A 12,600-nucleotide genomic window follows, 5' to 3' on the forward strand; every position below is an offset into this window, starting at 1 on the left:
AGCGTTTTTATTTATGTTTTTGATCTTAAAGACCAAATGCTTTTTTCACTGGCTCGACAAAATCTAGCTTTTCCCAAGTGAAAAGATCCACTTCCAAAGTTTTGGTTTCGCCATTCGAGTTTTCGAAAGTTTTGCTTACCGTTTTTGGTGTTCTTCCCATGTGGCCATATGCTGCGGTTTCAGCGTAGATTGGGTTACGAAGGCCTAAGCGTGTTTCAATGCCGTAAGGAGTCATGTCGAACAGCTCAGCAATGATCTTTGCGATTTCTCCATCAGTTTTGTTCACCTTGTTGGTTCCGTAGGTATTCACATAGATACCCATAGGATCTTTTACACCGATAGCGTAAGAGATCTGTACCAGGATTTCGTCAGCAACACCCGCTGCCACCAAGTTTTTGGCAATATGGCGAGTGGCATAAGCTGCAGAACGGTCCACTTTGGATGGGTCTTTTCCAGAGAAAGCACCGCCACCGTGCGCACCTTTACCGCCGTAAGTATCGACGATGATCTTTCTGCCTGTCAAACCGGTGTCGCCATGAGGTCCACCGATTACGAATTTACCGGTAGGGTTGATGTGGTATTTGATTTTATCTGTGAATAGCGCCTGTAGTTCAGGTTTCAATTGAGCCTTTACACGAGGAACCAAGATGTTTTCAATATCAGATTGGATTTTCGCCTGCATTTCTTTTTCAGAAGCGAAGTCATCATGTTGGGTTGAGATCACGATGGTGTCGATGCGAACCGGTTTATGGTTGTCATCATATTCCAAGGTTACCTGTGATTTAGCATCGGGGCGAAGGTATTGGATTTCGTTGTTCTCGCGTCTTAGACCTGCAAGTTCATATAAAAGACGGTGGGAAAGGTCCAATGCCAGGGGCATATAGTTTTCGGTTTCGTTATTGGCGTAACCGAACATAATACCTTGGTCACCAGCGCCTTGTTCTTGTTTTGTGATACGATCTACCCCTTGGTTGATGTCGGCGGATTGTTCGTGAATTGCCGAAAGAACTCCACAGGAATTCGCTTCGAACATATACTCGGATTTAGTATATCCGATTTTTTCTATAACCTGGCGAGTGATCTTTTGAACGTCCAAGTAGATTTTGGACTTCACTTCACCTGCTAAAACCACCTGTCCAGTAGTAACTAAGGTTTCAATAGCTACGCGGGCATCTTCATCCCAAGCGAGGAAGTTGTCGATTAAAGCGTCCGAAATTTGGTCTGCGACTTTGTCAGGATGTCCTTCAGATACCGATTCGGAGGTAAATAAATATGCCATAAAAATAATAAACGTTTGAAGGGAATAGCAGGCAGTATGTGAAAAATCATTTGTCCCGAATGGTTTTAGCACTTTTTTACTGTGGTTGCAATCTCCCATTTACATTATGATAATGCTAAATGCAAATCAGTCCACATTTTGTGTGGCACAAAGCTACGATACTTTGCAATATTTAAAAAGTATTTCAACCAAATTATTATCTTTAGCGGAATTAAATGACGTAAATGAGAAAGAAACGCATACTGTTTGTAATCAATCCAGTATCTGGTGGGAAGAAGAAAACAACGTTTAATAAACAGGTACTCGAAGTACTGGATTTAAACAGATTTGACCCGACGTTTAAGATTACCAATCACGCTAATCACGCCTATGAACTTGCTAAATCTGCGATAGATGAGCAGTACGATGCCGTCATTGCCGTAGGTGGCGATGGCACGATCAATGAAATAGGGACGGCCTTGGTGGGCAGTGATATTCCATTGGGCATTGTCCCTGAGGGTTCTGGGAATGGATTGGCGCTTTATTTAGGTATTCCGATGAATGAGTCTGCGGCTTTGCGCAGGATCAATCGGTTTGAATCGGTCGACATCGATTGTGGAAAGATCGGGGAACGTTGTTTCTTCAATATTGCGGGTATCGGTTTTGATGCTTCAGTAAGTGATCGCTTTGCTTCGGAAACATTTAGGGGGCCGGTTGGATACCTTCGCACGATAATTAACGTTATTAGTAAGTATAAGCCTAAGAAATACACATTGAACATTGATGGTAAGGTCTACGAACGGGAGGCCTTTATGATATCGGTTGCGAATTCACCGCAATATGGCAATAACGCCTACATTGCGCCGAATGCATCCATCAATGATGGGGTATTGGATGTATGTATTGTGCATAAATTTCCGTTATATACATTACCGATGATGATCTTCCATCTCTTCAACAAGACTGCGGACCAATCCGAGTATGTAGAAATAATACCAGGGAAGAAGATCTGTATCGAGCAGGAGGGAAAGGCACCATTGCATTTGGATGGAGAGCCGATGGATTTAGGAAACAAGATTGATATAGAAGTGCAGGGCAATGCCCTCAAGATTATTTGTTAGTTATGGTAAAACAGAAGAAGCAAAGATTCGAAGGGATCGTTTATTCGACCTCTGACGATTATGAATATACCGATTCGGATGGGATGGAGGAAGAGGACACCATTCCCAATGAGAAGCAGAAACTGAAGGTCGGCTTGGACAAGAAACAGCGGAAGGGGAAGGTTGTGACCATCGTGACGGGATTTATAGGGACTGGTTCAGATTTGGATGATTTAGCCCGTAAATTGAAGCAGCGATGTGGCGTAGGGGGGAGTGCCAAGGATGGTGAAATATTGATACAAGGTGATTTTAAAGAAAAAATTATACAATATTTAACTTCCGAGAAGTACCAAGTTAAATCCTTTGGTGGTTAAACATGGAATTGTCCTGTAAACGTTTAAAAAACAAAGAAATAATGGGGATTTGGTTAAAAATAGGGGGTGCAAAGGCGGGCGGTATTGTAAGTAAATACTCACTTATTTTTAACATTTAACGATTTGATAATTTGCAATTCAAAAAAAAAATGGTTTTCATTGTAAAAAATATGGAATATTCAACCGTTATGTGATACGACAAAAGAAGCATTGATTTGAGAGCTGCTGAAGAACGTCAATGAGTAGGTAACACAGCCTAAAAGTTAAATAATCAGATATCTTCAAATTAATTTTGTTTTTAACAGAAAATGCTATATTTGTTTTGAATTAATGTAAAATAACGGCATTTAGCTTGCATTAAATTGAATTTAACTTAATAATTAAACAACAGTAAAAAATCTAAAAATTAGTAAAAAATGGCAAACGCACCAAAAACTACAACCCCAGCTAAACAAGAGAGTGGCAATGCGGGTAATCTATTTGCAAGTTTAGCAATTATCATTTGTCTAGTAATTGGTTTCTTGGTTTACAAGTTTGTGATGGGTGATCCTTCAAACTTTATCGATGAGAATCCAGCGAACCAACCAAAACCAGGTAACTACTACGGTATGGTTTACCATGCAGGTTACGTAGTACCAGTTCTTCTAGGTTTATTCTTAATGGTATGGGTGTTTTCAATCGAGCGTCTTATCGTTATTGGTAAAGCATCTGGAACAGGAAACGTAGGTAACTTCGTAAGAAAAGTACAAGGATTATTGAGATCAGGTAACATTGATTCAGCTATCCAAGAGTGTGACAAGCAAAAAGGTTCCGTAGCGAACGTAATCAAAGCTGGTCTTTTAAAATATAAAGATGTTGAAGCACATCCAGGATTAGATACAGAGAAATCGGTATTAGCAATCCAAAAAGAAATTGAAGAGGCTACTACCTTAGAAATGCCAATGTTAGAGAAGAACTTAACCGTTATCGCAACATTAGTTTCTATTGGTACATTGACAGGTCTATTAGGTACAGTAACAGGTATGATTAAAGCGTTCTCGGCTTTAGCTACAGGTGGTGCACCAGATTCAGCAAAATTAGCGAACGGTATTTCTGAGGCCTTGATCAACACGGCTACAGGTATCGGTACATCAACAATCGCGATTATTTTCTACAACATCTTAACTTCTAAGATCGATACGTTAACATATTCTATTGACGAGGCTGGTTTCTCAATCGTACAAACATACGCTGCAAACCACAAATAAGAAGATTCGAAAAAAAGTTGAATTTATTTTATGCAATGTTCAACGGTTTCGCATCATTATTAAAAAGAAATAGAGTGTTCACATTAAAGAAGTAAAGAAATGGGAAAAGCAAAAGTAAAAAGAGCCAGCACATCGATCGACATGACGGCGATGTGTGACGTGTCTTTCTTGCTTCTTACATTCTTCGTTTTGACAGCAACTGCACGTCAGCCAGAAGTAATGCCCGTAGACACCCCTGCATCCACTACGTTGGATAAATTACCGGACGATAACTTAGCAGTTATCACCGTAGGTAACCAAGGGAAAGTATTTTTTGGAGAGAAGAACCCTGAGGTTCGCGTAAAAACTCTTAAGAATATGTCGGCAAAATATGGTGTTGCGTTCTCAGAACAAGATTATGAGAAGTTTAAAGGACTAGATGAGTTTGGAGTACCTTTCAAGCAATTGCGTGCCCTACTTTCATTACCAAATGACAAACGTACTTTAGAGGTTCAACCAGGTATCCCCGTGGATAGCACCGAAGAACTTTCAAACGAGTTGTATCATTGGGTTCAACAGGCTCGCTTGGCAACGGTAGAATTCAACCGTGACCAAGAGACCAAAGTGAAGAACTGGTCAGATCCAGGAGCGATGAAAGTAGCGATCAAAGCAGATGCGGAAGAGAAGTACGCGGTAATGAATTTGATTATTGAAACACTGAGAAACCAAAAACAAAACAAATTCTTCTTTGTTACCGGTTTACGTCAGGAAAAATAATAAGAGAAAATGGCAGAATTAAATCAAGACTCCGGCGGCGGCAAAAAAGGCGGCAAAGTTAGGTCGAAGAAAAATGGAGGTCGTGTAGATTTAACCGCGATGGTGGATCTAGCATTCCTTCTGATTACTTTCTTCATGCTAACAACTTCCTTGAACAAGCCACAAGCCATGGATGTTAACATGCCTGATAAGAATAAGGACAAGAATGAGTTGAACCCTGAGATTGAAATCGCAGATAACCGTTCGATCACCTTATTGCTAGGATCAGATAACAAGATCGCTTGGTATTATGGACAATTAGCAAACCCAATCTCGGCACCCGCTGTAGTAGACTATAGCAAAGAAGGAATCAGAAAGATCGTCCTTGAGAAGAAAGCTCAGGTTCCGCAAGTGTCAGGAGGAAAAGACCTAATCGTCGTAATCCGTCCAAGTGACAGATCAGTACAACGTAACCTCGTTGATATACTAGATGAAATGAAAATCACTGATGTTAAACGTTTCATGATTTCGAAAATCAAACCTGAAGAAGTTGAGGTTTTGAAAACAAACGGAATCTATAACGAATAATTCATCAGACAAAAAGGAAAAAAATGATCGGTTCAAAATTAGATTTATTTAAGAAAGAATGGCTAGATGTCGTTTTCGAGAATAGAAATAAAGAATACGGAGCATATGCATTGCGTAAATACGCACCAAAAGCTACCAACATCGCTTTATTCTCAGTTTCGGCAGTAGTCCTTGCTTTCACGGCTATCAAAGCCTTCGATATAAAGCTTTTTCCTGAGAAACCTGTTGAGGAAGTAGTAGAAGTTACTCCAGTTACTTTAGAGGATTTAGAGATCCCTGAACCACCTGAAGAGGAAGAGCCACTACCTCAAGAGGAAGAGCCACCTCAACGTATCGCTGAGGAACCACCGGCGGAAGACCTAATCCGTTTCCCAGAGCCTAAGGTTGTTGATGCGAGACAAGTAAAAGAAGAGGTTGTTTCTCAAGAAGAGATTAAAGAGAAAAACGCTACTCCAGCACGTATTACCCTGAAAGGTACCCCAGGTGCATCAGGTGTTCCTACTGGAGAGTTCGGTCCGAAGAAAGTGGAAGGTGCTATCACGGGTAGTACAAAAGGAGAGGTGGACGGCGATGCTAACAAAGTTTATGACTTTGAGGCAGTTGAGGTTCCAGCATCTTACCCAGGAGGTATCAATGCATTCCGCCAGTTCGTATCGAGCACACTTCAATATCCACAAGCTGCAATCGATGCAGGTGTGAAAGGTACAGTTGAGTTGTCCTTCGTGATTGACAAAACAGGTGCTTTGACAGATATCAAAGTGGTAAAAGACGTTTCTTACGGTACAGGTCAAGCAGCGATCACTGCATTGAAGAAATCAAAGAAATGGCAACCAGCTATCCAAAACGGTCGTCCGGTTCCAGTTCGTTATTCATTGCCAATTCGCTTAGACTTGTCGCAAATGTAATTCGATATGTCGAATCATTCAACAAGAAATAATTTTAGACAGAAATCGCCCACACAGCGATTTCTGTCCATTTTAGGACTATTCATGTTCCTCTTTTATTTTGTGTTGGGATTGTTGATCATCTTTTGGAGCGGATTTCCAATTGAGATCGATCCAACCTATAAAAAGATCTTCGGGATACTCCTAATCGTCTATTCATTTATGCGTTTTGCCCGACTTTGGCAAAATAATTTCAGGAATTAATTAATCCTTGAGGCATTAAATCATTCTAAGATAATATGAAGGGTAGATTATGGTATGTACTGGCGATGCTTCTGATTGTAGCTTCAGCGATTTCCTGTTCACAAAATAGAAATAAAGGACAGGAAAGTGCAGACAGCACGACAGCAGGCGCTGGCACTTCAAAAGATGATATATTGACAGGTGAACTTTCGGTCATTGTTGATGAAGCAGTCCTTCCAATCATGCTGGAACAGGTAGAGGTTTTCAAGACATCCTATGTCAATGCGAACATCAAACTGATTCCATTGCCAGAACGCGAAGCAATCAATGCTTTAATTAAAGGCGAGGCGGATATTGCGATTTTGAGCAGGTTATTGAACAAGGAAGAAAATGCGGGTTTCAGCAGTCGAAAAATTAGCCCGAGGACATTTCCGGCCTTCTATGATGGGGTGGTTTTTTTCAATAATTTGAGCGCTAGAGATACTTCAATCGATATTCCGACGTTAACATCTTTATTGAAGGGTGATTCCAATACGGGAAAACGTTTGGTTTTTGACAATGTGAATTCAAGTACTCTTCGACGCGTGAAAGAATTTGTAAAATTGGATAAAGTCTCAGGGCAATCTGTAAAAGGTATGAAGACCTCCAAGGAGGTTGTAGAAGAGGTATTAACGGATGCAAATAGCATCGGTGTAATGTCCTATGGTCAATATTTAGATTGCGTTTCACAATTTGGAGAAGAAAATAAAATTCGTATCTTAAGCCTTCAAAGTTTGAAAGACGGGAAAAACCTTGGTTTTTTCAAGCCTTCCCAGACCACGTTTGCTACCGATGAATACGCTCTGAAGACAGAGTTTCACGTGTTGAATTATCAACCAAATTTGGGTTTGGGAATTGGATTTTCTGCTTTCTTGACAGGAGACCGTGGGCAGCGGATTGTGCTGAAATATGGGTTATTGCCCGTGACGATGCCAGGTCGAGAAATTATCATACGAGAAGACAACATAAATTAGTTTATAACAAAGAGTAAATAACAGATTATGACAAACAGCAAATTATTTTTAAGCCTTTTGGTTGCGGGAGCTTTTGCTACAGGAACAGCACAAGCTCAAAGTATCAAAGATGCAAAGGCTGCAATTCAAGCTGAACAATATGACAAAGCTAAAGCTATGTTGCAAAATTTAGTTCAGAAAAAGGCAAAAGATGGTGAAAACTATTTTTACTTAGGTCAAATCCACTTGATCAACGATAAGGTCGATTCAGCACAGATCGTTTTCCAGGAAGGTGTAACGAACGTTCCTAAGGAAAAATTGAATACTGTAGGTCTAGGTATCGTAGACCTTGAAAAAGGAAACGTGAGTGCCGCTGAAACAAAGTTCTCAGAAGCTTCACAAGGCATAGGCAAAAAAGAGTATGAAATCCCTTACTTTATCGGTAGAGCGTACATTGATGCCCCAAAACCGGATTACAAGAAAGCGGTTGAATACTTGACCAAAGCGAAGGAAATGAATGCTAAGGATGCCTTAATCCCTACAGCATTAGGTGATGCTTACGCTGGACTGCGCGAAAGTAGCCCTGCATTCGTAGCGTACCGTGACGCTTTGGCAATCGATGACAAACTATTGGCTCCAAAAATTGGTCAAGCAATCATTTCAAGGAGAGCGCAAGCTTATGACGTAGTATTAGAGCAATTGACCACGTTGGCTGGTGAAAACCCAGAATATGGTCCAATCTACCGTGAATTGGCAGAAACTTATTACTTGTCATCCATCAAAGCACCTGAAGAGCAATACCGTGAAATCAACCAGAAAGCAGTTGAAAACTATAAAAAATACTTGTCACTGACAGGTGATGCTTCCATTGATGCTAAAGTACGTTACGCTGACTTCTTGGTTTATTCAGGTAACTACGATGAATTGAAAACAGTAGCTCAAGAATTATCAACTGTGGAAGGTGTTGATGCCAAAGTATACCGTTACTTAGGTTACATCTCTTTCTTGCAAGATAAAGACTATCCAAAATCATTGGAGTACATGACCACTTTATTCAGCAAAGTTGATACTGCACGTTTGATCGGTCGTGACTACCTGTACGCTGGTTTAGCAAACTTAGTAGCAGGTGATGCTGCAAAAGGCGCTGAACTATTGAAAGTAGCTGAAACTAAACAGACTGAAGATGAGAACTATGATGAAGAAATCTCAGAAACTGCCTTTGAATACTTCAAGAACGGTGAGAACGAAATCGCAGCTAAGATCTTCAGGATCCCTGCCAGTAACGACAGCTCAGATTATTTCTTCGATTCAAACTTCTACTTAGGACAGATTGAGTACGGCATCGGTTCTAAATTGGTAACCGTTCCTGAAGGTACTGAATTGACTCCTGAAGAAGTTACTGCTAAGATGAATGAGGCTAGACCACATTTAGAGGCTGCAGTAAAATCGTTGGGTACAGTAGCTGCATCAACTAAAAAAGAAGTTGTTGACAAATACAAAATCCCTGCGTTATACTACAAAGGATTAACTGAATTAGCTTTGGATAACGTAATGTACGATCCAGAAAACGCTAAAGGTTTGTTCGTAGATTCATTCACTCAATTGCTATCTGCTATTACCGCATCTGGCAAAGCTGAAGAAGAAGCGAACAAAACTTACGCTGCTGATGCCAATAACTATATCGGTTACTTCGCATACCTAAAAGGTGATACAGCTAAAGCTAAACAACATTTTGGGGAAACATTGAAGTTGAAACCAGATGATGCCTTCGCTACCCAGATGATGGGTGCACTTTAAGGGAGTTCGAACAAGATTTATATAATGGAGGCCGCTTTTTGCGGCCTCCATTATTATTTAGAAATTTAAGAGGATTGACCGTGGTTGGATTTGAATGGCCAGGCGGTGAAATCGGGACTAAATCCAAATACAAATACGTTAACGGTCATCAAGCGTTGATCTCCCTACGCCGTTTTGGTTGAAATCCGTATATTGTTCCATGAAGTCCTCAACTCTTTTATATTAAGTGCCTTGATTATGCGATAAGGGGATTTGATACCGGGACTAACCTAATTTTAAATGATTATTGAGGAAAGCTGGTTACTTGACCACTTTCTGACCTTTTCATCTTGTTCCGCTTGCCCAATCTTCTACTGTGTATTTCCTAAGATGTGATTTGCCCGGTCCAATGGTCCTTAGTTAGGACCTGCCAGATTTTTTTCAACTACCTAAATTCCCCTGTATGGGATGCACATTCGTTCAAGATCATCAATTTCTTTTTAAGCGCGGTTTGCATATCCTTGCCAGGCCAATCAACCTTTTTCTACTTCACCTTTCCTGATAATTTAGCGGTTGTGCAAAATGGCAAATTTTCCAGATTTTTCCTGTATTTGCCAAAATAATTACCTGTCCCGTGAGTTCTGCAGGAGAATAAAGGCTCAATTGGTAAAGGTTAGGGTTGTTTAACTGCTGTATAGTGGCCAGTCTTGCCCTAAATCTATCGGGCCGGCAGGAACAGCTTTTTTTAGTATATCACAACTGTTCTCATATCCGCTTGTGGGATTTTTGACAATACAGCTTCCCTAAACACTCACAAGCCAGTGGTGAGATAAAGTGGAGTGATTCTCCCAATTAGACCAAAATCATGAAACGATGCTTCTAGGATTAGATATTCAGGCCTATCTCTAATTCCTGGACTAGTTCATGGAGGCTAAAAAATCACTCTTGAACTGTATGGAGCTTCTTTCATTTTTATTTATTTTTGGCATGTGACGATTAATGAACTAAAAAATGAATTGCTCAACAGGCAATATGAAGACAACATACGGATCGCACCACACATTGTGGTGTGCAATGCAGAGCGGTTCCTTCAAAAACAGTTCAGGGACTGTGCCAATTGGAAAAAGGATCTTGATTCTTGCCCAAGCTACGATCGGTTGATTCTCTTCCATAAAGCTGTTTCAGGACGCTGATTGACCAGAACCAGGTTACCTGACTTAAGACTGCTTGTGTTTTTAAGCTAGTGATCCCATTGGTCATGTGGAATTGAGTGATTTAGGACTATCAATTACCGTTATACTTGACGAAATGGAGTTTTGGCTTGCTAGATAGGGACTCCATTTCCGGACCCTGATAATTGCTCGGCCAGTGTTACCTCAATTCTTAAAAAATGTAAAAAAACCACTTGACACTTGAATTTAAAGGATTTGATTTTTAGATTAGCCAAAACTTTATAAAAACGGGATTTTCCATTTCATTTGACATTTTTTCCAAAGCTATCAATTTAAAATAGTTTAATAGATTATGTTACGAAAAACCAAATTTTCCAGATTTCAGGCCAAGCCTTTTTTTTTCCTTCTAATCTGCATGGTAATCCACTCGGGTTATGTGCTTAGCCAAAGCAGCCACATCCAGAACAGTTCCACGCAGGCTCCATTTCGGAGTCGCTTGATGAATGTCGAGGCAGCTCGGAACGAGACATTTAGGTACCATGCAACCTTAGAAAACTTATCCAAGACAACTAAGATTTACATGCTCCAGGCCGAATTGCCCCCGGGGTGGTTAGCTAACTTCATGGTAGAGGGGACCCCCGTGCGCTCCCTAGAGATGACGGCTGGCAAAAGCTATGACATAAACATTGAGGTAAATCCCTCTCTATTGGCCCCTCCGGGGAAAACGTCCTTTCTCATCCTCGCAATTTCCGAAATGGATACCCTTAAACTTCCGCTTGAAGCTGTCGTAAAAGGTTCATTCAATCTAGATCTCTCCACCCCTACCGGCAAGTTGAACGAGGAATTGGTTGCTGGGAGGAAAAAGGAGCTACTGTTTGAACTCAAAAATTCCGGCTCATTGCCTTTAACTGAAATTGAATTGAGCGGTCTCCCACCTAAAAGCTGGACGGTGACCTTCGAGGATGCGCAAGTCAAGGAATTGGCCCCTGGTAAGTCCATTACTGTAAAGGCTCTTATTGAGGTCCCTGAAAAGAGCATTGCGGGTGACTATGTCCTTAAGGTTTCTGCAAAGAACGCCAATGTATCTGCAGAAAGTGCCATTAGGGTCCAAGTTAGGACCTCTGTCTGGACGGGGCTGTGGGGGATTGCCATAATATTGATTTCGATAGCCTCCATTTTCTTTTTGATAAGGAAATTCGGCAGGCGCTAGCAAATTTCCATCAGGTCCTAATTATATAATCCATTATTTTATTGTGGGTAAACTTCCATGAAATGAAAGAACCGATCATTGAATTTGAAAATCTTTGCAAAAATTATGGTAATAAAAAAGCCGTAGACAACTTGAACCTTCAAATATATGAAGGAGAAATCTACGGTTTGCTAGGTCCGAACGGTGCTGGAAAAACAACCACTATCTTAATGATGATGGGACTTACCGAACCAACTTCTGGTATGGCGTCCGTAGATGGCATGCAATCAAACAGGAACCCGATAGAGGTTAAGAAATTGGTTGGGTACTTACCTGACAGCGTGGGGTTCTACGAAGGAATGTCACCTTTGGACAATTTAAGGCTTATAGGCCGGTTAAATCAAATTCCTGAAAAAGAAATAGAAGAAAGATCGCATCTTTTACTCCAGCAGGTAGGGCTGGAAGAGGATAAGCAAAAGTTGGTGGGTACGTTCTCTCGGGGAATGAAGCAGCGTTTGGGCCTGGCAGAAGTGCTAATCAAAGATCCTAAAATTATTGTCCTCGACGAACCTACATTGGGTTTAGACCCCCGCGGCATTAAGGAATTCCTGGCACTTATACAAGACCTTAGCAGGAGAAGGAACATTACTGTATTGTTGTCTTCCCACAATTTGCACCATGTCCAGCAGGTCTGTGACAGGGTGGGGATATTTGTCCAAGGAAAATTGATAGCGAGTGGAAATATTGCCGATCTGGGCCATTCATTGAATAAAAAAGATGGTTTTTTTACCAGTGTTCAGACCCAGGTTTCGACCCTGGGGCCTTCTGTTTTGAAAACGCTTTTAAGGGAGCTTCCCGTCATGAGGATTGATTTAATTTCGGAAAACCATGCCGAGATCACTACCTCTGAGGAATGTACTGCTTCCATCGTAAAGATCCTTGTCACAGAAGGATACGATATTACCTCGGTACAAAGGGACAACCTGACCCTTGAACAGATTTACCAACAATATTTCCTTGAAAACCCTAAATTTTTATAAAG

The 12,600-nt window shown here is 40.9% G+C and carries 13 protein-coding genes; 12 read left to right on the forward strand and 1 reads right to left on the reverse strand.

Annotation, left to right across the window (positions count from 1 at the left end):
* Positions 1-25: 25 nt before the first annotated feature.
* Positions 26-1,279, reverse strand: a complete 1,254-nt coding sequence (gene metK / locus ACWIB3_RS03155; RefSeq protein ID WP_454290842.1) for a methionine adenosyltransferase — start codon at positions 1,277-1,279, stop codon at positions 26-28.
* A gap of 224 nt (positions 1,280-1,503) precedes the next feature.
* On the opposite strand from metK, the gene ACWIB3_RS03160 reads away from it, so the two are divergent.
* The 12 genes from ACWIB3_RS03160 (at position 1,504) to ACWIB3_RS03215 (ending at position 12,598) form a co-directional block, all read left to right on the forward strand.
* Positions 1,504-2,379: a diacylglycerol/lipid kinase family protein gene (locus ACWIB3_RS03160; RefSeq protein WP_185213228.1), complete on the forward strand. Its 876-nt coding sequence runs from the start codon at positions 1,504-1,506 to the stop codon at positions 2,377-2,379.
* A gap of 2 nt (positions 2,380-2,381) precedes the next feature.
* Positions 2,382-2,732 carry a translation initiation factor gene (locus tag ACWIB3_RS03165; RefSeq protein ID WP_454290843.1) on the forward strand — a complete coding sequence of 117 codons (351 nt, stop codon included), beginning with the start codon at positions 2,382-2,384 and terminating at the stop codon, positions 2,730-2,732.
* A gap of 416 nt (positions 2,733-3,148) precedes the next feature.
* Positions 3,149-3,979, forward strand: coding sequence for a MotA/TolQ/ExbB proton channel family protein (locus tag ACWIB3_RS03170; protein WP_093099604.1), 831 nt, complete (start codon positions 3,149-3,151; stop codon positions 3,977-3,979).
* A 99-nt stretch (positions 3,980-4,078) separates the two neighbouring features.
* On the forward strand, positions 4,079-4,735 hold the full coding sequence (locus ACWIB3_RS03175) for an ExbD/TolR family protein (protein ID WP_093099602.1): 657 nt from the start codon (positions 4,079-4,081) through the stop codon (positions 4,733-4,735).
* 9 nt (positions 4,736-4,744) lie between these two features.
* The gene (locus tag ACWIB3_RS03180; RefSeq protein ID WP_185213226.1) at positions 4,745-5,302 is read left to right on the forward strand and encodes an ExbD/TolR family protein; all 558 of its coding nucleotides are present in this window, start codon (positions 4,745-4,747) and stop codon (positions 5,300-5,302) included.
* Positions 5,303-5,325: 23 nt separating this feature from the next.
* Positions 5,326-6,207, forward strand: a complete 882-nt coding sequence (locus ACWIB3_RS03185; protein ID WP_454290844.1) for an energy transducer TonB — start codon at positions 5,326-5,328, stop codon at positions 6,205-6,207.
* Between the two features lie 6 nt (positions 6,208-6,213).
* Positions 6,214-6,450, forward strand: coding sequence for a hypothetical protein (locus ACWIB3_RS03190; RefSeq protein ID WP_093099596.1), 237 nt, complete (start codon positions 6,214-6,216; stop codon positions 6,448-6,450).
* Between the two features lie 35 nt (positions 6,451-6,485).
* On the forward strand, positions 6,486-7,442 hold the full coding sequence (locus ACWIB3_RS03195) for a PstS family phosphate ABC transporter substrate-binding protein (protein ID WP_254530281.1): 957 nt from the start codon (positions 6,486-6,488) through the stop codon (positions 7,440-7,442).
* A 27-nt stretch (positions 7,443-7,469) separates the two neighbouring features.
* Positions 7,470-9,218 carry a tetratricopeptide repeat protein gene (locus tag ACWIB3_RS03200; protein WP_454290845.1) on the forward strand — a complete coding sequence of 583 codons (1,749 nt, stop codon included), beginning with the start codon at positions 7,470-7,472 and terminating at the stop codon, positions 9,216-9,218.
* 968 nt (positions 9,219-10,186) lie between these two features.
* Entirely contained in the window at positions 10,187-10,390 is a 204-nt protein-coding gene (locus tag ACWIB3_RS03205) for a DUF6965 family protein (protein WP_376780675.1), read from the forward strand.
* 733 nt (positions 10,391-11,123) lie between these two features.
* Complete coding sequence (locus ACWIB3_RS03210; protein ID WP_454290846.1) at positions 11,124-11,579, forward strand: COG1470 family protein; 456 nt, start codon at positions 11,124-11,126, stop codon at positions 11,577-11,579.
* A 62-nt stretch (positions 11,580-11,641) separates the two neighbouring features.
* Complete coding sequence (locus ACWIB3_RS03215) at positions 11,642-12,598, forward strand: ABC transporter ATP-binding protein (protein WP_454290847.1); 957 nt, start codon at positions 11,642-11,644, stop codon at positions 12,596-12,598.
* Positions 12,599-12,600: the final 2 nt, after the last annotated feature.

The sequence above is a fragment of the Sphingobacterium sp. NPDC055431 genome (genome assembly GCF_053644255.1).